The following is a 20213-nucleotide window of genomic DNA, read 5'->3' on the forward strand; positions in this document are numbered from 1 at the left end:
TCGAAAAGCCGCCCTGTAGAGTGTTGACGGCATCCCCCACAGCACCGCCCTGGACAAAAATATGGCATAGCCAGCCAAGGAAGACACCAACCGCAAGCGCTGGAAGTGCAGGCACCTTTTTTGCCACTAACCCTATAACAATTACAGGCACCAGTAAAAGCCAAGGGGAGATGACGAAATTCTCTGATAAAACATTCATGACACCAGTAATTTTATCACTATTCAAATCATCCCCGCCAAATTGCCTTCCCAAAAACCAATAAGCAATAATGGCAATGGCCAGCGCCGGAAGGGTTGTGTAAAACATATGTTTTATATGCTCAAAAAGATCTGTGCCTGTGATTCCCGCAGCCAAATTAGTCGTGTCGGACAACGGTGACATTTTATCTCCGAAATAGGCGCCTGAGATGATAGCACCTGCCACCATCGGAGCCGGGATGCCCATGCTGATCCCAATTCCTATTCCGGCGACGCCAATCGTTCCCATTGTAGACCATGAGCTTCCGATTGCCAGAGTGACAATGGCACAGATAATACAAATGGAGACTAAAAACATGGATGGCGTCATCAGCTTTAATCCGTAAAAAACCATAGTCGCTACAATTCCCCCGCCAATCCATGAGCCAATTGTCAAACCGACCATTATAATAATCAAAATAGCCGGGAGCGCTAACTTAATGCCTTTATAGAAGCCTTCCTCAATATTGTTCCACTTATAGCCAAAGCGCCAGGCGATGAAAGCGGATACAATTGTTCCGGTAATTAAAGGCACATGGGGGCTTCCCTCAAACTTAACAATTGTAATAATCATGGCAGCAATCATCACCAGCAGCGGCAGCACTGAAAACCAGAAAGGGATTGTCTTTCCTGTTTCTTGCATGTATGTTCCTCCTTTAAAAGTTGCAATTGGTTTAACTATTGCAAGATTAATGCCAAGATATAAAATTCCAACATTTTTCAGACTATTTATCTTAAAAAATAGATATTTCTTCTGTTTTATGTAACTATGAGTGCAAAAGAATTTGTCGAGCGCTCGCTCATTTTGCACGAACAAGCAAATAATTTTTGCATCTGAATAAAAATAAAAAACCGGGCAGGAAACCCGGTTTATCCATTTTATTACTTCTTAATAAGATCCTCGCGCTGGGACTGGTCAATCCACTCTTGAAGCTTATCCTTAAGTGTGTTGAATCCCTGTGCAGATTCGTCTTCCATTTTGATTGGAGCTGCCTGGCGCTTGCGAGGCTTTCTAGCTTTCGCTTCTGCTTGTGGAGCTTCTTCTGTTGCACGGATTGATAAACCAATTTTACCTGCTTCTTCGTCAACAGATAGCACCTTCACCTTTACTTCATCGCCCACTTTAAGATGCTCATTGATATCTTTAACGAAACCATGAGTCACTTCGGAAATGTGGACTAATCCCTGTGTATTCTCATCTAATGCCACAAACGCACCATATGGCTGAATACCTGTTACCTTTCCTGTAATAACACTGCCTACTTCGATTTTCTCAGACATGAAAACACTCCTATTTAAATTCAAATTTTATCTCTTTATACGCAATAAAAAATTATATCATAACTTCACAAAAATATCAAAAATGATTTTAATGCCATTCACATCCATTTTATACCATAAATAATTCTGACAGCCATTCATTATAATAAATCAATCTGCAAACAATATGCAGACATCTTTTTTTGTTTGTTAACGAAATGTTCATGAAGTAAAGAATGGATCTTAGGTTTCTAGTGATAAAATAAAGCTTGAAGAAATTGACAGTGGGAGTGATGGATATGTCAAATATCGGCCATAACATTAAAGCTTACCGTGAACGGGCAAATATAACCCAGCAGCAGCTCGCTTTGAAAGTGAGAGTTGGAACGGGGACAATTGCAAAATATGAAAATGGAGACCAGGTTCCTGATACCCAGACTGTTTTAAAAATCTCAACCGCCCTCGATATTCCAGCTTCTGAGCTCCTTGAACAGGAACTTCAAAAGGGACAGTCAGGTATCGATTATGAAATCGAACAGCTTGTGCGTGAAATTGGCACCAAAAAAGCTAAGCTCATCTTGCGCAAAGCAAAGGAATTCAGCGAGGAGGATTTCCTCCGTGTCATGCAAATGCTATTTGAAATCAAATATAATCAAAAAGTTTTATAAAAGGGAGTATATAAAAAAGGAATACTGGTTAGCCTTGTAGTGTAAGGCTTTCTAGTATTCCCCCCTTTTTGAAGTTGACAATCTGTTGTGGATTGTCCTTTTTTTATGCCTTTTGGTTTCGCTTTAAGAAATGGCCAATTCTCTTAATTGCTTCCTGCAGAAGTTCCATGGAAGTGGCATAAGAGCAGCGTACATGGCCTTCCCCGCTTTCGCCAAAAATATTGCCTGGGACCACCGCCACCTTTTCCTCCAGCAGCAGCTTTTCTGCAAATTCTTCAGAAGAAAGTCCCGTACTTTCAATAGATGGGAAAGCATAAAAAGCTCCGCCCGGCACATGACATGTTAAACCCAGCTCATTTAGGGACTGAACGAAATAATTCCGCCTGCGCTTATAGCTCTTTTTCATATCCTCGACATCTGATCTGCCAGTTTTCAAGGCTTCCAGAGCGGCAAACTGAGCCATCGTAGGCGCACACATCATCGCATACTGGTGAATTTTCAGCATTGCCTGGCAGATCGTCTCAGGAGCGCAGACAAATCCCAATCTCCAGCCTGTCATGGCAAACCCCTTTGAAAATCCCGAGATCAGGATGGTTCTTTTTTTCATTCCGCTGATTGTGGCAAAACTCGTATACTCTCCATCATAAGCAAGCTCCGCATAAATTTCATCAGAAAGAACCAGCAAATCGTACTTTTCAGCTACTTGGGCGATGGCCTCCAGTTCACTTCCACTTAACATTGTTCCGGTCGGATTATTGGGAGAACAAAGTATAATGGCTTTAGTCCGGTCAGTGATTACATTTTCCAGCTGCTCAGGCAGAATCTTAAACCCATTCTCTTTTAAAGTTTGGACCTGAACAGGCACACCGCCCGCAAGAGACACTAATGGCACATAGGATACAAAGCTTGGTTCTACAGCAATGACTTCATCACCCGGATCGAGGATTGCCCTAAGAGCTATGTCCAGCGCTTGACTCGCTCCCACCGTCACAATTATTTCACTCTGGGGAGAATAAGAAACTCTGAAGCTTTTCTGCATATAGCCTGCAATTTCCTCCCGAAGCTCCATTAACCCTGCATTAGCCGTATAGGAGGTATATCCCTGCTCAAGGGATAGGATGGCTGCTTCACGCACTGACCAGGGTGTAATGAAATCAGGTTCCCCCACACCAAGGGAAATGACTCCTTCCATTCCTGCAGCAAGATCAAAAAAGCGGCGAATCCCGGAGGGCTTCAGCTCTTCTACCGTTTTGGATAAATAAGACTTAGTTCCATTCATTACGGTGACACCACAATTCGTTTGTCGTCTTCACTTTGTTCAAAAATAGTGCCGTCATGCTTATATTTTTTTAGAATAAAATGTGTGGTTGTCGATAAGACAGAATCGAGAGTCGACAGCTTTTCTGATACAAATCGGGCAACCTCATTCATGGAACGCCCTTCGATGATGACAGAAAGATCATAGGCACCGGACATTAAATAGACAGACCTTACTTCTTTAAAACGGTAAATTCTCTGTGCAACTTCATCAAATCCCACCCCGCGCTTTGGAGCGACCTTCACATCAATCATAGCGGTAACTCCTTCATGACCGTCGACTTTCGACCAGTCAATAACGGAATTATAACGAACAAGCACTTTCATTTCCTCGAGTTTATCTAAAATAGTTTCAGTTTCCGCTTTACTTAATTCAGCCATTTTTGCAATGTCTTCCACAGGGATTCGCGCACTGTTGTTTTCTAAAATTTCCAAAACCTCTATTTGCTTTTCAGTTAATTTCACCTTTGTCGCTCCCATTCTTTAGTGATTTACTCTATAAAATAGTTACATTATAGCAAAAACTTCGGAAAATAAATGTGTCACTTTCATTATTTATTAATTTCTTTAAAATCATATGTGTCAAGATTAAGTTTAAGGGGAAAATAAAGTAAAACTGGGACCAGGAGGGGAAGGCCAATGATACAAGCGACTTTTTCAGGAACAGAGCCAATTAATGGAACAGATGTTTATTATGAATACTACCAGCATGAGTCCTCCATGAATACTCTGGTTCTGCTGCATGGTTTTCTGTCATCCACCTTTAGCTATCGGAGGCTGATTCCTCTGCTGCAAACGGAATTCAATGTGGTATCAATGGATTTGCCGCCCTTCGGCAAAAGCGGGAAATCCCAGCAGTTCATCTACTCATACAAAAACCTGGCGGACACGGTTATCCGCTTATCAGAAAAGCTGGGATTTGAAAAAGTTACTTTAGTAGGGCATTCCATGGGAGGCCAGATTGTTTTAAATGTCGCACACTCCAAGCCTGAACTCGTAGACCAGGCAATATTGCTGTGCAGTTCCGGATATATGAAGCGAATGAAGCCGCATGTCATTTTTTCAAGCTACATACCTTTCTTTCATCTGTATGTTAAATTATATCTTCAGCGCTCAGGGGTAAAGCAAAATTTAAAAAATGTTGTCTACGATCATTCCATGATAGATGATGAAATGCTTTACGGATATTTGTCGCCATTCTTAGAGGACGATATTTTCCGGGCATTAACAAGGATGATCCGTGACAGAGAAGGCGATATGCCTGCCTCTGCATTGAAGAAAATAGAAACACCTTGTCTTTTAATTTGGGGAGAACAGGACAGAGTCGTCCCGCTTCATATCGGCAAACGTTTGAATAAGGATTTGAAAAATTCCAAGCTGGTGGTTTTAAAAGATACCGGGCATCTAGTGCCGGAAGAACGGCCGCAAGATGTTCTGAAGCACATCAGGAGTTTTATGAATACCGTTCGGGTACAGGAGAGTGTATAGGGAGTATAGTATTGTCTATAAAAAATGGCAGCCCCAACGTCTGAGAGCTGCCGTTTTTTATCTTATATAGCACAGGAGCCATTATTCTTGATTTCCAGAAGACGCCCTGAGATTTCTTTGCATTTTTCCAAAGGAATGATTTCCTCAAACGAAAATTCATAAATGGATTGAATCTTCCTGGCCAATTTCATTAAATCATTTAAATCATGGACTGCCTGGACTGAATCCGCAATTTCAGTATCATAATTACCCGGCCCCACTCCAAATGGATCCCACTGATCCAGGGTGTAGACAAGCAAAAGATTCGTTTGCTGAATTTCCATGTATATCACCTTTTTATTATTCGGCCGATTGAGCCGCATATTTTAATTTTTAGCATCAATATCATATCATAGAGTCAGGGTACATAAAAGAATTCTTAAGGCGGTGACAGGATTGAATCGTTTTAATTTCCATCAAAAAATCAGCAGAGAAAATACAGCTTCTGTTAAGTGGGATCGGACCAGGGAGGTTTTTGGCAGATCCGATGTACTGCCTATGTGGGTAGCAGACATGGACTTTCAGCCTCCTGAAGAAGTAAAGCAGGCGATTGAAGACAGAATGGCTCATGGGGTCTACGGATATACGTATGCACCGGATTCTACTGCAGAATCTATCGGACAGTGGCTTAACAAGCGGCATGGCTGGAAAATCGAAAATGAGTGGATTCTATACAGCACGGGAGTGGTTCCCTCCATCGCAACTGCCATCCAGGCTTTTACTGAAAAAGAGGATAAAGTATTGCTGCAGTCTCCGGTATATACTCCATTCTTTGAGATGATTAAACAGAATGGGCGCACTGTCGTTAATTCTCAATTGAAACTCGAGAATGGCCGGTACGAGATTGATTTTGCCGATTTTGAAAACAAATTGAAAGAGGGCGTGAAGCTATTCCTTCTCTGCAATCCGCACAATCCGGGCGGCCGAATGTGGACAGAAGAGGAACTGAGGAAAATAGGGGAGCTATGCGTTAAATATGATTGCCTTATTCTTTCTGACGAGATCCATTCTGATTTAATCTATAAAGGGCATAAGCATTATCCCATTGCTTCACTGGATCCGCGATTTGCAGACCTCACAATCACCTGCATAGCTCCGACAAAAACCTGGAACCTTGCAGGGATTCAAGCTTCAGCTGCCATTATAAGCAATGAGAAGCGGCGGAAGGCTTTTCAGGCAGAACAGCACAAGCAAGGATTCTTCACGCTATCCGCCTTTGGAATTATCGGCATGGAAGCAGCTTACCGCCATGGTGAAGAATGGCTCGATGGTCTAATGGATTATTTGGCTGAGAATAAAAGAACTGCTGCGGAGTTTATTGGGGAACACCTCCCAGGTATTCGCCTGATGGAGCCGGATGGCACCTATCTTCTATGGCTTGATTGCCGCGGATTGGGATTAACTGATGCCGAACTGCGCCAAAGCCTTTTGGAAAAAGGGAAACTCGCCCTGGAACCAGGCCCGAAATACGGTCCCGGCGGTGAAGGCTTCGTCCGGATGAATATTGCCTGCCCGCATGAAGTATTGGCGGAAGGGCTGGAGAGGCTGAAAAGAGCTTTTGCGTAATAGTGTTTGCGGAGGCACGGCTGAGCCGTGCTTTTTTTGTGTGCTGGGATATCGCGGTTTTTATTAATTACCATACTCTCTTGTTTCTCTTTTTTTCGTCGCAAATACTGCTGATTAACTGCCATTTTTCTTTCCCTCTCCTATTTTCGGCGTTAATCCATCCGATTAACTACCATTTTTCTCTCCCCTCTCCTATTTTCGGCATTAATCCATCCGATTAACTACCATTTTCTCTCCTCTCTCCTATTTTCGGCGTTAATCCTTCTTTTCCCAATTCCCTTGCTACTATTAATCTATCTGACCTCCATTCATTTTTTCTTCCATTTGGCATGCTTGGTAATAAGAAGCTTTCCCCCTCCCCTTTTTCTCATAATTTCTCCCCAGTATCCTCTGCACCACTTTCCCAGAACCAATACCACCGCACCAATCCACTATTGCATTTGTAGTAATTTTCCTATCAGGAAACAAAACCCTAAATTCTTTCACACAGCGAAGTACCGCATTGTCCACATTTTCTTTCAAACCACATTCCCCGCATTTTAAGTAACCTTGAGTAAAGGGGGCTAAAAACGAAGTACACGAACTGCATATAATCCCTTTCCTCAATTGGCCATAAGTGAATTCTGGAATCCGCACATAGGAATTCTCCTTCAAGCTGCGGCATTTAACTGCTCTGCCAGCTTCAGGTTTCTCGATTTAACCGCATTAGGGATATTTTTTAATTTCTCCAGGAATCGTTTAAGCTGCGAAGGAAATACTGCAGGAATATTGATAGGAGCTTGATAAAGCTGAAAGCCGGGATTAATGAAGATCAGATGTGATTTGATGGGAAGATAGTAGCCGAATTCTTTAAGGAGGCCCCTTAAAAGGGTTTCGCTCCTTTGCAGCTGGAGGAGGGGGTTTTTTATTTCTGTTCTGGATAGCAGGGAATACCATCTTTCATTTTCTATGTAATAGTCCCCTTCGTAGTTTTTCACTTCAAAGATGAATATGGTGCCGCCGGCGATAAGAAGAGTATCGATTTGAAAATGGGTACTGCCGTTTTCCAGCAATAGATCATTTAAAATAATGCAAGAATCTGGCAAGCCCTGAAGCTCCCTGTCAAAATGCTGCTCGCCTGCATAGCCCTTCTCTAAATATAGATACAGATTTTCATTTTTCAAAGGCAGTTCCAGGCGGCGGGACAGAAAGCGGAGGATTTCCAGTTCCTTTGGTTCGAAACGGAGTTTGTTTATCATCACTCACATCCTCTAGTAAGATAATTTAATTTTATGAAAACTCCACCAAGACTACAAGCAAAATCCCCTTGGCTTTAATAGCAAGGGGATTTATAGTACATATTCAGCAAGCACGCTCTGCACTTCGTATATGTTCAAGTTTTTATTAAAATGCTTTTCTATTGGTTCGTCTGATCCTGAGATCCAAATTTTTAATTCGGCCTCCAGATCGAAGCTGCCTGCAGTTTCAATGCTGAAGTGGGTGATGTTTTTGTATGGGATGGAATGATACTCGATTTTTTTCCCTGTGATTCCTTGCTTATCCACCAGAATCAGGCGCTTGTTTGTAAAAATGAATAAATCGCGGACGAGCCTGTATGCTTTTTCAACCTGTTCACTCGGGGCAAGGACTGCTGCAAATTCCTCCTGAACCTCATTAATGTCCGCTTCAGATGCATTGCCGATAAAACCATCGAAAATTCCCATTTAACCAACCTCCATTATAAGGTTTAACTCCATTATACGGATCGTACGGAAAAATTCCCAGTGATAAAGGCTCTCCATTCCAGGAAAGCCTTCAATTACTTATTCTTCTGTTGATTGATCGTCCTGCGCTTTTTTCTGCCCTTCTTCTTCTTTATCTTTTGAAATACGGCCGCAGGCAATGCGTTCTCCTGAATCTCCTGCCGGCTGAGTCATGCCATCATCTGGCCCTTCATGGATGACAATGGAGGTCCCTTCCTTTGTGAGCAAAGAATTTTTGTCTTCTTTTAATGTGACCTGGGGCGCCATAAAGTCAATCTTAACCTTGCCGTCATCCTCAACAATCAGGTTGGGAAGATCACCCGCATGTGAGCCTTTCGGGTGAAGAAGCCCATGGTCCTTATTGTCAGGATTGAAATGATTTCCTGCCGATTTAAAGTCAGGGGGTTCGCATTTTGCTTCTTCATGGATATGTATGGCGAGTTCCCCCGGCGGCAGTCCGCTCAGATCCCCACTCAATTTTACTCCGCTCGCCTGTTCCTGCACCTTAATGATTCCTAATGAATCACCTGCAGCATTAAACATTTCAACTTCCGTATTTGTAATATTCTCTTCTCCGCAGCCGGACAGAAGAAGAACAAAACCAAGCATTAACGCTTTTCTCATGATTGAATCCTCCATCAAGACATTTTGTCTTTAGTGTTGCCCAATCATATAATCAATAAACAAAAAAGAAGAACAGCCGATCAGCTGTTCCCTCCTTGTCTATTTTGCCTATCGATGCGCTCTTCAAGCTCTTTCGCTTTGGCTGCTTCGCGCTTTGATACACGGATAATTAATCTCATCGTAAGAATGGCCGCAACTAAAAAGATGGCAAACGTTACAGCTGCTGGGCCATATTCTGACTTATCTTCCGGAAAATATAGAAACAGCGACAGTACATACCATTGCAACAACCTAATCAATCCTTTCTGCTAAAAGCAGTGTCCACCCGAATTATTATATCAGCAATGAATACACAGTCCAATGTTTAAAACCTTATTTTAAAACCTCGATCTTTTCAATGACCACATCTTCCGCAGGCTTGTCCTGTTCGGCAGTTTCAACTGCTGCGATGCTGTCGACTACATCCATTCCCTCAACAACCTGTCCAAAAACGGTGTGCTTATTGTCAAGCCAAGGTGTACCGCCTTTTTCATAAGCTTTGATAATTTCTTCCGGATAACCGGCCTTTTCCATTTGCTCTTTCAAGCTTGGATCAAGCGTTGTGTTCTGAACAATAAAGAATTGGCTTCCGTTAGTATTGGGACCAGAGTTCGCCATGGATAAAGCTCCGCGGATATTATATAGCTCATTAGAGAATTCATCCTCAAATGCTTCACCGTAAATGCTTTCTCCGCCCATGCCGGTTCCCTCGGGGTCACCGCCCTGAATCATAAAGTCCTGAATGACCCGGTGAAAAATCAAGCCGTCGTAATAGCCATCTTCACTATGCTTAATGAAATTTTCAACGGCTTTGGGAGCCTGATCCGGGAAAAGTTTAATTTTAATATTCCCTTTCGATGTCTGCATTTCCACTAGTCTTTCATTTCCCTCGGCTTCTCCTGTTAATTGCGGAAAGCTGTCCGGTGCTTCTTCACTTGCCTGGTTATTTGTCTGGCTTTCTTCAGCATCAGAGCCATTTGCCTTGTCCGCTTCTTTTTCAGTGCTTGTCCCGCAAGCTGACAGGATTAGCATCAGAAAAAGAATCGGAGTTAAAAAATGCCATTTCATTTTCTCATCCTCCTATGAAAAAACTAATCATTTTTTAGCTTACCTGATTTATTGAAAATTTGCACTTTGTTTTTTCAAGCTTCATAATAGGGCTAAAGAAAAACGAAAGGGAGAGGTTAGGTTGACAGAAGTAAAGATTGGCGACAAAGTAACAGCCATCTATAAAACAGGCAAATATATCGGGGAAGTTACAGATGTCCGGCCACAGCATTACCTGGTGAGAGTGCTGGCGGTCTTAAAGCACCCAATGCAGGGCGATTTGCATAATCCTAAGGAGGCGGACGTAATGCTTTTCCATGAGCGCCGCGCGCTTGCATACAGAGAGCAAACGAATGTGCCTAAGCAAATGGTAAAGCCATTTGAAGAAGAAATGCCGGATTATAAGAATTCGCTGCAAATAGCTTTGGATAAATTGAGAACGGAGCTGGAAGGAGATTCTTCTCCCTGGGCAGAACAAAGCATAAGGAATCTTGACTCATTGGAAAAGGATTATTTTAAGTAAAATGAAAACAAGCCAAATCGTTTTGATGGATTTGGCTTGTCAGGCAAATTTATTAAACAGCTTCGAGAAGTCCACCCGATCTCCAATTGTAGTAGGTTCCGGCTTCTGCAGATATTTCTTATCTTTTTCTACCAATCTGAAAATATTGTAAGTTGTTAAGGCATCATCTAAAGCCCGGTGATGTTTTCCTGTTCCTTCCTTGCCGTATTCCTGAACGGCTTTCCATAATCCTGTCTGGTTTTGGTCCCCAAAAAACCGTTTATATTCCATCGAAAGATCCACTTCCCTGCCTCTGAACGGAAAATCAACTCCAGCCTGGCTGCAATTATTCCTAAGCACCTTCATATCCATATTTCCCCACGTAACGATCGTGCATGGACGGTTCCTGTTCATATCTATCATTTTTTTCACCAGTTCAAGAAAATCGATGCCCTGGTCTACCTGTTCCTGTGTTATATGCAGAAAGGATTTGCAGCGCTCGGACAATTTCGGAAACCGGACAGGAGTTACATATGAAGAGAACTCTTCACAAACTTGATTGCTGATGACTGATACAATTCCCGCTTCGATAATTTCCGGAAAAAACCCTCTGAATGCACTGCCTTTCTCGGGCATGGTAAATTCAAAATCAATAAATAGGTATTGGTGTTCCTCCCCCATGTTTTCACCTGCTTTCCATTGAAAATTTACGCACATAATTTCTTATATTATAGCATGAAATATCCCAATTTTCTGAGTAAATTGCATTTAAGCCGGAATTTTTCAGCAGTGTCTGCCTTCTTTTAAAAAAGCTTAACTCCTCAGAAAAAAAGCCGAAAAATAGGATAGAAGTTTAACATAACGGAGGCGGATTCCTTTGCGTACCTGGTCTGGAATTATGATTATCATTCTTTTGCTTCCTATTTTTTCTTTACTTGTATTTGCTGTCTCTGCTGAATCGCAAAAAGTCCAGGGATTTCATGAGCTGCTGGATGAAAGGCTTGAATTAAAAGAAGTCAGCCTGCCCCAGACAAGTTATATTAAAGCAGGCAGTGGCAAGGTAATCTCTGAAATATATCATCCGGTAAACAGAATCAGCCTATCGTCAGGTGACATTTCCCCTTTTCTTAAGGATGTATTTATCACAGCTGAAGACCAGCATTTTTTTTATCATGCCGGATTCGATGCTGCTGCCATTGGACGTGCCCTGGCCGTCAACATCCAATCGGATGATATTGAACAGGGGGCCAGCACCATTACCCAGCAGCTGGCGCGCAATATTTTTCTGAATCATGAACAAACCTATAACCGCAAACTCAGTGAACTCCTATATGCATATGAACTGGAGCGGAAATTATCCAAAGAAAAAATTCTGGAATTGTATATTAATGCAATTTATTTCCATAATGGAGCTTACGGAATTGAGGCTGCATCCCAGCTCTATTTTAATAAAAGCGCCAAAGACCTGACCAAAGCTCAAGAAGCTTTTTTGGCTGCCATCCCAAACAATCCATCCTTATATGATCCAATGAAACACTTTGGCCATACAAAAGAAAGACAGGAGCGGCTGATTGATCAATTAACTGAAGAACAGCTGATTTCCTCTAAGGAAGCTGAGACGATAAAAAGTGAACGGATTCAGATTCAGCTTCAGGTCAAACAAAGAATAGATTTATATCCGGATTATATTTCATATGTGGAAGCGGAGCTGCGGGAATTGATATCAGTTCAAGAAGGCTATCAGGATAAGCTTCTTAAAGCAGGTGAACAGGAAACAGCATCATTGAGCGCCCAGCTTGAAAAGAGAATATCCCAAATAATGCAACAAGGCATAATCATTGAAACTGCCCTGAATCCTGCCCTTCAGGAAAAGGCTGCAAATTCCCTTAATAAGCGTCTCCCCTACAAGGATGTGGAAGGTGCAGCAGCCGTAATCGATAATGGAACATATGAGATTACAGCGCTTGCAGGCGGAAAGAATTATAAGAAACACGACTTTAATAGAGCTTTTCAGGCATACAGGCAGCCCGGTTCCGCTATTAAGCCGCTGCTTGTTTATGCACCATACATTGAGCACACCAGCGCAGCTATTCATGATCGAGTGAATGCTGGACCTTTCTGCAAAAATGGGTATTGCCCCCAGAATTATGGCGGTGCCAAATATGGAGTGACAACACTCGAAAAAGCCTTTATCTATTCGTATAATACACCTGCAGTAAGACTGCTGGACGAAATAGGAATTGAAAATGGTTTTCGTGATTTAGATAAATTTGGTTTTAAACAGGTTTCAGAGAAAGATCATGCCCTGTCTGCAGCTATAGGCGGTTTCACATACGGAATGACACCGCTTGAGCTCACATCAGCATATACTGTGTTTGCAAATGATGGTTTTTACCGGCCGGCAAGATCCATCCGTAAAGTCACTGATCTGAAAGGAAATTTGCTTTATAGCTGGGCGGATTTACAAACGCAGATTTGGAGCGAAAAAACGATAGAAAAAGTGAGGGATTTAATGGCCAGGACCGTTCAATCCGGCACAGCCCGGAAAGCACGCCTGCCAGATGGCTATGCCGGCGGCAAAACAGGAACCACTAATGGCTATTATGATTTCTGGTTCGTAGGCTTAACTGGCAAGTACACAGCAGGTGTCTGGGTCGGAAAAGATCGGCCCGGCAGTCTGGCTGCTATCGAATCGGATTCTCCCCAGCTGCTGATTTGGAAGGATATAATGTCTGATTAAAATGATTGGTTTACCCTAAAAGGAGGCCCTTTACAGCGGCCTCCTTTTACTATATCGGCAAACTGGCCAGGATGCTGTTGTATATTTTCAAAGAAAGATAGAGTATACCTGTTAAAAGAGAAGACCAGACCATAACCTGAAAAAAAATCACACCAGCGATGCCGGCTGCAGTCAATGAAGAACTGGCTTTATAAACAAAATAACTGAAATAAATAAAGGTAGCGGCCGCAAAGAGGATGCCAATTCCGGCATAACTGAACAAACTCAGAAGTGACAAGGCACCTCCAATAAAATAGATGGCTGAACCTTTCCTTGCCTTTGTCAGACTTTCCCCTTCCAGATCTTTTGAAAAAAATAGAAGTGAAAGTCCGTTTATCGTATCTGCAACCAATTTCAGGGCGGCAAACACCATAAAAAAAATGGCCAGGAGGAGAACCGTCAGTGACAAATTTACGCCACCTTCTGAAAAGAACTCCAGCATCCCCTGGTAAATTCCTGATTTTTTCAGAAAATAAACTAGTTCCATCTGGGTTTTTAATGCCAGAGATGTACTAAACAAAATTATCGCCAAGAGCGGAAAATAACTCGTCAGATATGTATTTTTCATTTTTCCCCATCCATATGCGGCTTTCTTTACTCTAGCTATCTATTATCTGTTATTTTCATAATTTTTACAACTGCATATCCCATCTGTATATTTCAGTGTTTCCCGGCATAGACATAAACCATATTCTAGTAAATCTTAATAGAGAGAAGGGGGCAGGAAATGAAAAAAGGAATATGCTGTTTTTTGTTTGCCGTCTTGCTGTCAGTTCAGTACATTATGCCTGCGAAAGCTGCTGCTGCTGAAAAAGAGTTCGAGGACATAATTGAAGAACATCTTCGCAGCACAGTCCATTATTACAGCGAAGATTCCTTTTCGGTCATTGATGCATACGGCATGCAGGGGCAAGTAACAAAAGTTGCTGCACCTGATGACCCGAAAACATCAGAAAACGAGGAGGAAATTGAAGAGTATTCATCTCACATCGGAATTGTTTTTTTGGAATTAGAACAAAAAAGAGATGACTTATTTATTTTTAAGAAGAAAGATTTCTTTTACTATGATTTTGATAAAAATGAATTCCTTACAGCATCCAATGTGCTCGGCAATGAATCAATAAGGGATTTTTTTGAATTGTATGCGGATAATATTGAGAAAAATATTACGCCCTTCTCCAAACTTATGTTATTATTCTTAATTTCCTTCATCGTTACGGTCCCGCTTTTCATCATGATTTTTCATAACCGCGGCCGAAGCAAATTTTAATACAGCAGTAAGAGAGGATGAGCCATACCTCATCCTCTTCTTGTTGTCTGGCTTCGCAAGGAACGTTTCTCCAAGCTTTTTGGAGGAGCGTTTCCCCCTTCCAGGTGTCGGAACTGGCAAGGCGATTTCCGCCTTTCTTATGAAGCTGTCTGTATCCTCACATATTCTCTCGGTTCAAATACCTTCATCTTTTGTTTATTTTCAGCTTCCATTTTGTAATTTGCCGGTAATAATTCGACCACTTCTTCTTCGTCTGAGGGAGTATAGAATTCCCTTTTGGTTTGGTGGTCCAATATCCAGGCGCCTGCAAACAACAGGGCAAAGATTGTAATGGCTGCTGAAATTTTATGCTTAATCATGCACAACACCACCTAAGAGTAGTGTGCGTAGATTAATGATTTTTTATACAAAAAGGCTGCTTTTAGTGAAATTTTTTCAAAAAAATTTTTCCTGATTAGTTCGTGTTTCTACCTATTTAATAAGAATGGATAAATCCTTTACTGATAAGGGTTTGAAGAATGCACAGACTTTATTTTTAGGTTATAATTTGTTCAGAGGTGCATGAGCGGATAGTAATGATGAATATGGCACGCCTGTCACGCCTGCCCTGGCTGGATAATATGGGGGAAGGTGGAAAAACTTTTATTAAGCGCTTTACATATAGCAGAAAAAGTTTTATACATGCTGCGGAAGAAAAATACAGTTTTCCAAATATGCTGAACTGTTAGATGCCATATAGCCGCTTCATCAAGCTGCATAATAGGATCCTTTGTTGAGTAACACACAATTAATTTAAAGGGGGTAATGTTTTGTCTTTGCTTCACCTGGCAATAATTTCACCATTTTTGCTTGCCATCCTTGTGCCTATTGTGTACAAGCTTTTTAGGCAGATACATACGGGTTGGTTCGTACTTCCTCTGCCAATCCTTTTATTCAGTTATTTTATCTCTTATTTATCCATCACCTCCAATCAGCAATCCGTCACAAAATCTTTTTCATGGATTCCCACTCTTGGAATCGATTTCACGGCTAAAGTAGACGGTCTTGGTTTGCTTTTTGCTTTGCTGATTACCGGAATAGGGGCATTGGTTGTTCTGTATTCCATCTATTATTTGGATAAAAACAAAGAAAAACTGAACACCTTCTATGTTTACTTGCTTCTATTTATGGGGGCTATGCTTGGAGTTGTCCTCTCGGATAACTTGATTGTGCTTTATACTTTCTGGGAATTTACGAGCTTTTCTTCATTCCTGCTAATCGGGTACTGGTACCACAGAGAGAAATCAAGATATGGTGCACAGAAGTCGATGATCATCACGGTTTTCGGCGGTCTTTCTATGCTTGGAGGCATCATACTTCTTTATTTAATGACTGGTACTTTCAGTATTTCCGAAATTATTGCTCAATCAGATGAGATATTTTCACACGCATTATTCGTTCCTGCTTTGCTTTGCATTTTGCTTGGAGCTTTTACCAAGTCTGCACAATTTCCATTTCACATCTGGCTGCCGGATGCCATGGAAGCTCCAACACCGGTCAGTGCATATCTTCATTCGGCAACAATGGTTAAAGCAGGCATTTATTTAGTAGCACGTATGAGTCCGGTATTTGCGGAGCACTCGCTCTGGCTCTGGCTCATTGCAGGATTTGGCATTACAACATTATTTTGGGGTTCCTTCTCAGCTGTCAAACAGACTGACCTTAAAGCCATCCTGGCTTTCTCAACGGTCAGCCAGCTGGGGATGATCATGTCCCTTCTCGGCATTGGCGCTGCAGCACTTCACTTCGAAGCAGTAGAAGACAGTATTTATACGGTTGCCACTACAGCTGCTGTCTTTCATTTGATCAACCATGCCACCTTTAAAGGAAGCCTATTCATGGTAGCTGGAATCGTTGACCATGAAACCGGAACCCGTGATATCCGCAAGCTTGGCGGTTTGATGAACTTTATGCCGATTACCTTTACTTTGGCGATCATCGGCACATTTTCTATGGCCGGGCTTCCGCCTTTTAATGGGTTCTTAAGTAAGGAAATGTTCTTCACAGGAATGGTCCGTGTTCTGGAAATGGATATTTTTAATTTGGATACATGGGGATTCTTATTCCCTGTTCTTGCCTGGGTAGCAAGTGTATTCACGTTCATTTACAGCATGATTCTTGTGTTTAAAACGTTCACAGGCAAGTTCCAGCCTGAACAATTAGAAAAGAAACCGCACGAAGCTCCAATCGGGATGCTAATATCACCCATTATCCTGGCTTCACTCGTGATCATTATCGGTTTCTTCCCTAATATTATTTCAAATACACTCATCTCTCCTGCACAGGCCGCTATCATGCCTATTGAAGGGTATGTGTATGATACTCATATATACTTCTGGCATGGATTTACACCTGAGCTGTTCATGACTTTGGGTGTTATTACATTAGGAATTCTGCTTTTTGTCACTCTGCCGAAATGGAGAAGTGTGTATAATTGGTTCCCTGAAAAATTGGCGTTAAATCGTTTTTACGATTCTATGCTGGAAGTATCACAAAGAGCTTCCTTAAACTTAACAAGATTATATATGAACGGATTCATCAGAACCTATCTTGTGTATATTTTTTCATTTTTCATTGTTGCTTTGGCTGCCACACTGGTTCTGAAAGATGCTTTTAAATTCGACACGAGCGATGTGGCCACCATTCATTATGCGGAGGTTCTTCTGGCATTAGTCATCGCTGCTGCATCTGTTTCCATTCTTTTTGTAAAATCCAGAATGACATCCATCATTCTTCTGGGGGCAGTCGGATATACCGTTTCATTATTTTTTGTTATTTTCCGGGCGCCTGACCTTGCATTAACACAGCTTGTAATCGAGACTATATCTGTTTCTTTATTCCTGCTTGCTTTCTACCATCTGCCAAAGCTTCGGCATGAGGAGCGGATGAGATTTAAAATGACGAATGCCCTTATTTCTGTCGGGGTAGGTGCAATTGTCACAATGATTGCCCTATCTGCCCACAGCAATAAGATGTTTCCTTCAATTGCACAATATTACGTCGAGAATACGTATAAGGAAGCAGCCGGGAAAAACATGGTAAACGTTATTCTTGTTGATTTCCGGGGCTTTGATACCATGTTTGAAATTACGGTTCTTGGAATTGCAGCTCTTGGAATTTTCGCTATGATTAAACTTCGCCTGGAAGGAGGAAAGAAAAATGAAAACAAATGATATTATTTTGCAGACTGCTACGAAAGTAGTTTTGTTTCTCATTGTTCTTTTCTCTATCCATATCTTTTTTGCCGGCCACTATACACCGGGCGGCGGATTCGTTGGCGGTTTGCTTACATCGGGGGCAATCGTTCTGCTGCTGCTGGCTTTTGACATGAAAACGGTCTCAAAGATTCTTCCGGTCAATTATATTCATATGATTGCAGTTGGACTGCTTTTTGCAATTGGTACTGGAGCGGGAGCATTGCTATTTAATGTCCCTTTCCTTACCCATGCTTTTGGGCATGTTGACCTGCCAATCCTGGGGGACACTTCCCTCCATACAGCTACACTGTTTGACCTGGGTGTTTTTCTGGTTGTTGTTGGCGTTACGATGACCATTATTCAAACGATAGGAGAGGATGAATAATGGAAATATTAATGGCTTTTGTTATTGGAATTTTATTTATGTCAGCTACTTATCTTATGCTGTCAAAAAGCTTGCTTCGCATTATTGTCGGCACCGGGCTTTTAAGTCATGGGGCACATATGCTGATATTAACGATGGGCGGTTTAAAAACAGGATCTGCCCCGCTGCTGGGTGAAAAAGCACCCTATACTGATCCGATTCCCCAGGCTCTTATCCTGACGGCAATTGTAATCAGCTTCGGGGTCACTGCGTTTTTCCTTGTGCTGGCATACCGTGCCTACCAGGAGCTTGGCACTGATAATATGGATCGAATGAGAGGAACTGAAGGAAATGATTAACTTTTTGATATTGCCCATCCTGATCCCTTTAGTTACGGGTGTCCTTCTCATCTTCGCCGCTAAAAGAATCATGCTGCAAAGGTGGATTGCAGGCATTTCATCAGTGATTGCGATCATTTTTTCTGCCTTGCTGGTTCAGAAGGTTCGAGTTGACGGGATACAAACGCTGGATGTTTCAAGCTGGGAGGCTCCGTTTGGGATCACGCTTGTTTCTGACATGATGTCAGCTCTGCTGGTGCTGACAACCAGTATAATAGCATTTCTATGCTTGATTTATTCATTTTGGAGCATCGGGGAAGCCAGAGAGAAATTTTACTATTATGCTGCCTTCAACTTTTTAATTGTTGGCGTAAACGGTGCCTTTACAACAGGGGATATCTTCAACCTTTTCGTATTTTTCGAGGTTATGCTGATGGCTTCCTATGTTCTGCTTGTATTGGGAGGAAAAAAGGCACAGCTTAGGGAGTCCATTAAATATATACTTGTCAATGTTATATCTTCCGCACTGTTTGTTATAGCTGTAGCCTATCTTTATTCTGTTGTTGGAACGCTCAATATGGCGCATATATCCGTCCGCATCAGCGAGGCCAGCCAAGGGACCCCTCCAGGAATCATTACAGTGATTGCTGTGCTATTTTTAATCGTATTTGGATTGAAAGGAGCCATCTTTCCCTTATATTTCTGGATGCCGGGCTCTTACTATGCACCGCCTGCTCCTGTTTTGGCTTTATTCGGAGCGCTGCTGACTAAAGTCGGTGTTTACTCCATCACAAGAACCTATACGCTGTTCTTTTATCATGATACTGGATTTACCCATCAGCTCTTGAGCTTTTTGGCGATTATGTCGATCATCGCCGGAGTCATTGGAGCCATTGCCTACTGGGATATTAAGAAGATTATCATCTACAATATCATCATTGCTGTAGGAGCAATTTTGTTCGGAGTATCAGCGATGACGACTGATTCCCTTACCGGGTCCATCTTCTATTTGATTCATGATATGATTATTAAGGCGGCTCTATTCTTACTTGCCGGCATCGTTATAGCGATAGCCGGTACAAGCAATTTGCATAAGATAAGCGGGTTGATCAAGCGCTATCCTGGTCTGGGATGGACCTTCTTCATCGGAGCGCTTGCTCTTGCGGGAATACCGCCGCTAAGCGGGTTTGTTGGAAAGCTTCTAATTGTGAAAGGCGGATTCGAAGCAGAACATTACTGGGGAGCAGGAATTGTCTTAATGTCCAGTCTTCTTGTGCTCTTTTCAATCATGAAAGTCTTCATTAATGGCTTTTGGGGTACCCCCCGCGCCTATGAAGGGGAAGACAAAGTACCTGTCGGCAAAATGATGATTGCCCCGGTTATCCTTATTGTCATTGCCGTTTTCTACGGAGTCGGCTCGGAGTATGTTTATCCCTATATCTCACAGGCTGCTGAAACTCTTGCAAATCCGGAAATATATATTGAAGCAGTTTTAAAGGAGTATTGAGTATGGCATTTCAAATATTATTAAATGTGTTCCTTGGATTTATGTGGATGTTTTTAACAGGATCGTACGAACCGGTTGCGTTCCTTAAAGGATACCTTTTTGGCCTGCTCATCATCTTTACTTTCAGAAGATTTTTCGATTCACGCTTTTATCTATTAAGAGTTGTGGCAGTAATCAATCTTTTATTTCT

Annotated in this window: 24 protein-coding genes and 1 pseudogene; 11 read left to right on the plus strand and 14 right to left on the minus strand. The window is 42.0% G+C overall.

Features of this window, described 5'->3' with window-relative positions:
* Both ACEQ1T_RS11640 and yugI read right to left on the minus strand, forming a co-directional pair.
* On the minus strand, positions 1–880 hold an 880-nt coding region (locus ACEQ1T_RS11640), incomplete at its 3' end, for a Na+/H+ antiporter NhaC family protein (protein WP_370223040.1).
* A gap of 239 nt (positions 881–1119) precedes the next feature.
* Positions 1120–1518 carry a S1 domain-containing post-transcriptional regulator GSP13 gene (yugI, locus tag ACEQ1T_RS11645; RefSeq protein WP_009331635.1) on the minus strand — a complete coding sequence of 133 codons (399 nt, stop codon included), beginning with the start codon at positions 1516–1518 and terminating at the stop codon, positions 1120–1122.
* A 278-nt stretch (positions 1519–1796) separates the two neighbouring features.
* Between yugI and ACEQ1T_RS11650 the strand changes: the two genes are divergently transcribed.
* Positions 1797–2165, plus strand: a complete 369-nt coding sequence (locus ACEQ1T_RS11650) for a helix-turn-helix domain-containing protein (protein WP_206840397.1) — start codon at positions 1797–1799, stop codon at positions 2163–2165.
* A 103-nt stretch (positions 2166–2268) separates the two neighbouring features.
* Here ACEQ1T_RS11650 and ACEQ1T_RS11655 read toward each other — a convergent pair whose 3' ends face one another.
* On the minus strand, positions 2269–3444 hold the full coding sequence (locus ACEQ1T_RS11655) for an aminotransferase (RefSeq protein WP_370223043.1): 1176 nt from the start codon (positions 3442–3444) through the stop codon (positions 2269–2271).
* Positions 3444–3947, minus strand: coding sequence for an Lrp/AsnC family transcriptional regulator (locus tag ACEQ1T_RS11660; RefSeq protein ID WP_206840393.1), 504 nt, complete (start codon positions 3945–3947; stop codon positions 3444–3446). Before ACEQ1T_RS11660 ends, ACEQ1T_RS11655 begins: the two co-directional genes overlap by 1 nt.
* 174 nt (positions 3948–4121) lie before the next feature.
* Here ACEQ1T_RS11660 and ACEQ1T_RS11665 point away from each other — a divergent pair, with 174 nt between their 5' ends.
* Entirely contained in the window at positions 4122–4970 is an 849-nt protein-coding gene (locus ACEQ1T_RS11665) for an alpha/beta fold hydrolase (protein WP_370223045.1), read from the plus strand.
* Between the two features lie 62 nt (positions 4971–5032).
* Here ACEQ1T_RS11665 and ACEQ1T_RS11670 read toward each other — a convergent pair whose 3' ends face one another.
* Positions 5033–5293, minus strand: coding sequence for a DUF1871 family protein (locus ACEQ1T_RS11670; RefSeq protein ID WP_009331640.1), 261 nt, complete (start codon positions 5291–5293; stop codon positions 5033–5035).
* A 112-nt stretch (positions 5294–5405) separates the two neighbouring features.
* Between ACEQ1T_RS11670 and ACEQ1T_RS11675 the strand changes: the two genes are divergently transcribed.
* Positions 5406–6575, plus strand: coding sequence for a MalY/PatB family protein (locus ACEQ1T_RS11675; protein ID WP_370223047.1), 1170 nt, complete (start codon positions 5406–5408; stop codon positions 6573–6575).
* A 288-nt stretch (positions 6576–6863) separates the two neighbouring features.
* Here the strand turns inward: ACEQ1T_RS11675 and ACEQ1T_RS11680 are convergent, their stop codons facing one another.
* The 6 genes from ACEQ1T_RS11680 to ACEQ1T_RS11705 all read right to left on the minus strand — a co-directional run bounded on the left by ACEQ1T_RS11680 (position 6864) and on the right by ACEQ1T_RS11705 (position 10048).
* A complete protein-coding gene (locus tag ACEQ1T_RS11680) occupies positions 6864–7097 on the minus strand; it encodes a hypothetical protein (protein ID WP_370223048.1) in 234 nt (77 codons plus the stop codon).
* 128 nt (positions 7098–7225) lie between these two features.
* Complete coding sequence (locus ACEQ1T_RS11685; RefSeq protein ID WP_370223049.1) at positions 7226–7813, minus strand: nuclease-related domain-containing protein; 588 nt, start codon at positions 7811–7813, stop codon at positions 7226–7228.
* 90 nt (positions 7814–7903) lie between these two features.
* A complete protein-coding gene (locus tag ACEQ1T_RS11690; protein WP_206840387.1) occupies positions 7904–8278 on the minus strand; it encodes a PH domain-containing protein in 375 nt (124 codons plus the stop codon).
* Positions 8279–8377: 99 nt separating this feature from the next.
* A complete protein-coding gene (locus ACEQ1T_RS11695) occupies positions 8378–8941 on the minus strand; it encodes a superoxide dismutase family protein (RefSeq protein WP_206840386.1) in 564 nt (187 codons plus the stop codon).
* Positions 8942–9021: 80 nt separating this feature from the next.
* Complete coding sequence (locus tag ACEQ1T_RS11700; protein WP_009331645.1) at positions 9022–9231, minus strand: hypothetical protein; 210 nt, start codon at positions 9229–9231, stop codon at positions 9022–9024.
* Between the two features lie 82 nt (positions 9232–9313).
* Positions 9314–10048: a peptidylprolyl isomerase gene (locus ACEQ1T_RS11705; protein WP_280516095.1), complete on the minus strand. Its 735-nt coding sequence runs from the start codon at positions 10046–10048 to the stop codon at positions 9314–9316.
* 121 nt (positions 10049–10169) lie between these two features.
* On the opposite strand from ACEQ1T_RS11705, the gene ACEQ1T_RS11710 reads away from it, so the two are divergent.
* On the plus strand, positions 10170–10550 hold the full coding sequence (locus ACEQ1T_RS11710) for a kinase-associated lipoprotein B (protein WP_370223051.1): 381 nt from the start codon (positions 10170–10172) through the stop codon (positions 10548–10550).
* A 39-nt stretch (positions 10551–10589) separates the two neighbouring features.
* Here the strand turns inward: ACEQ1T_RS11710 and kapD are convergent, their stop codons facing one another.
* Positions 10590–11210 carry a 3'-5' exonuclease KapD gene (gene kapD, locus ACEQ1T_RS11715; protein WP_370223053.1) on the minus strand — a complete coding sequence of 207 codons (621 nt, stop codon included), beginning with the start codon at positions 11208–11210 and terminating at the stop codon, positions 10590–10592.
* A gap of 196 nt (positions 11211–11406) precedes the next feature.
* On the opposite strand from kapD, the gene ACEQ1T_RS11720 reads away from it, so the two are divergent.
* Positions 11407–13269 (plus strand): transglycosylase domain-containing protein, encoded by a 1863-nt coding sequence (locus tag ACEQ1T_RS11720; protein ID WP_370223055.1) that lies wholly within the window; start codon positions 11407–11409, stop codon positions 13267–13269.
* Between the two features lie 49 nt (positions 13270–13318).
* Here the strand turns inward: ACEQ1T_RS11720 and ACEQ1T_RS11725 are convergent, their stop codons facing one another.
* Positions 13319–13876, minus strand: coding sequence for a DUF5366 family protein (locus tag ACEQ1T_RS11725; protein WP_206840378.1), 558 nt, complete (start codon positions 13874–13876; stop codon positions 13319–13321).
* 159 nt (positions 13877–14035) lie between these two features.
* Here ACEQ1T_RS11725 and ACEQ1T_RS11730 point away from each other — a divergent pair, with 159 nt between their 5' ends.
* Positions 14036–14578, plus strand: coding sequence for a hypothetical protein (locus tag ACEQ1T_RS11730; protein WP_370223057.1), 543 nt, complete (start codon positions 14036–14038; stop codon positions 14576–14578).
* 137 nt (positions 14579–14715) lie between these two features.
* Here ACEQ1T_RS11730 and ACEQ1T_RS11735 read toward each other — a convergent pair whose 3' ends face one another.
* Entirely contained in the window at positions 14716–14937 is a 222-nt protein-coding gene (locus tag ACEQ1T_RS11735; protein ID WP_206840375.1) for a hypothetical protein, read from the minus strand.
* A 450-nt stretch (positions 14938–15387) separates the two neighbouring features.
* Here ACEQ1T_RS11735 and ACEQ1T_RS11740 point away from each other — a divergent pair, with 450 nt between their 5' ends.
* The 5 genes and pseudogenes from ACEQ1T_RS11740 to ACEQ1T_RS11760 form a co-directional block, all read left to right on the plus strand.
* Positions 15388–17790: a Na+/H+ antiporter subunit A gene (locus ACEQ1T_RS11740; protein WP_370223059.1), complete on the plus strand. Its 2403-nt coding sequence runs from the start codon at positions 15388–15390 to the stop codon at positions 17788–17790.
* Positions 17777–18199 (plus strand): Na(+)/H(+) antiporter subunit B, encoded by a 423-nt coding sequence (locus ACEQ1T_RS11745; RefSeq protein WP_370223060.1) that lies wholly within the window; start codon positions 17777–17779, stop codon positions 18197–18199. The genes ACEQ1T_RS11740 and ACEQ1T_RS11745 overlap by 14 nt, the downstream gene beginning before the upstream one ends.
* The gene (locus ACEQ1T_RS11750; RefSeq protein WP_009331655.1) at positions 18199–18537 is read left to right on the plus strand and encodes a Na(+)/H(+) antiporter subunit C; all 339 of its coding nucleotides are present in this window, start codon (positions 18199–18201) and stop codon (positions 18535–18537) included. Before ACEQ1T_RS11745 ends, ACEQ1T_RS11750 begins: the two co-directional genes overlap by 1 nt.
* Positions 18530–20023: a Na+/H+ antiporter subunit D gene (locus ACEQ1T_RS11755; RefSeq protein WP_206840365.1), complete on the plus strand. Its 1494-nt coding sequence runs from the start codon at positions 18530–18532 to the stop codon at positions 20021–20023. Before ACEQ1T_RS11750 ends, ACEQ1T_RS11755 begins: the two co-directional genes overlap by 8 nt.
* Positions 20024–20025: 2 nt before the next feature.
* Positions 20026–20213: pseudogene (locus ACEQ1T_RS11760) on the plus strand (Na+/H+ antiporter subunit E); the annotation flags it as partial.

The organism is Cytobacillus sp., from assembly GCF_964223445.1.
Taxonomy (GTDB): Bacteria; Bacillota; Bacilli; order Bacillales; family Cytobacillaceae; genus Cytobacillus.

What these genes read in the sequence shown, in the direction of transcription:
- ACEQ1T_RS11655 (WP_370223043.1), bottom strand. Translation starts at nt 3,444, where the DNA reads ATGAATGGAACTAAGTCTTATTTATCCAAAACGGTAGAAGAGCTGAAG.
- ACEQ1T_RS11730 (WP_370223057.1), top strand. Translation starts at nt 14,036, where the DNA reads ATGAAAAAAGGAATATGCTGTTTTTTGTTTGCCGTCTTGCTGTCAGTT.
- ACEQ1T_RS11690 (WP_206840387.1), bottom strand. Translation starts at nt 8,278, where the DNA reads ATGGGAATTTTCGATGGTTTTATCGGCAATGCATCTGAAGCGGACATT.
- ACEQ1T_RS11705 (WP_280516095.1), bottom strand. Translation starts at nt 10,048, where the DNA reads ATGAAATGGCATTTTTTAACTCCGATTCTTTTTCTGATGCTAATCCTG.
- yugI (WP_009331635.1), bottom strand. Translation starts at nt 1,518, where the DNA reads ATGTCTGAGAAAATCGAAGTAGGCAGTGTTATTACAGGAAAGGTAACA.
- ACEQ1T_RS11665 (WP_370223045.1), top strand. Translation starts at nt 4,122, where the DNA reads ATGATACAAGCGACTTTTTCAGGAACAGAGCCAATTAATGGAACAGAT.
- ACEQ1T_RS11695 (WP_206840386.1), bottom strand. Translation starts at nt 8,941, where the DNA reads ATGAGAAAAGCGTTAATGCTTGGTTTTGTTCTTCTTCTGTCCGGCTGC.
- ACEQ1T_RS11685 (WP_370223049.1), bottom strand. Translation starts at nt 7,813, where the DNA reads ATGATAAACAAACTCCGTTTCGAACCAAAGGAACTGGAAATCCTCCGC.
- ACEQ1T_RS11725 (WP_206840378.1), bottom strand. Translation starts at nt 13,876, where the DNA reads ATGAAAAATACATATCTGACGAGTTATTTTCCGCTCTTGGCGATAATT.
- ACEQ1T_RS11650 (WP_206840397.1), top strand. Translation starts at nt 1,797, where the DNA reads ATGTCAAATATCGGCCATAACATTAAAGCTTACCGTGAACGGGCAAAT.
- ACEQ1T_RS11750 (WP_009331655.1), top strand. Translation starts at nt 18,199, where the DNA reads ATGGAAATATTAATGGCTTTTGTTATTGGAATTTTATTTATGTCAGCT.
- kapD (WP_370223053.1), bottom strand. Translation starts at nt 11,210, where the DNA reads ATGGGGGAGGAACACCAATACCTATTTATTGATTTTGAATTTACCATG.
- ACEQ1T_RS11745 (WP_370223060.1), top strand. Translation starts at nt 17,777, where the DNA reads ATGAAAACAAATGATATTATTTTGCAGACTGCTACGAAAGTAGTTTTG.
- ACEQ1T_RS11755 (WP_206840365.1), top strand. Translation starts at nt 18,530, where the DNA reads ATGATTAACTTTTTGATATTGCCCATCCTGATCCCTTTAGTTACGGGT.
- ACEQ1T_RS11670 (WP_009331640.1), bottom strand. Translation starts at nt 5,293, where the DNA reads ATGGAAATTCAGCAAACGAATCTTTTGCTTGTCTACACCCTGGATCAG.
- ACEQ1T_RS11735 (WP_206840375.1), bottom strand. Translation starts at nt 14,937, where the DNA reads ATGATTAAGCATAAAATTTCAGCAGCCATTACAATCTTTGCCCTGTTG.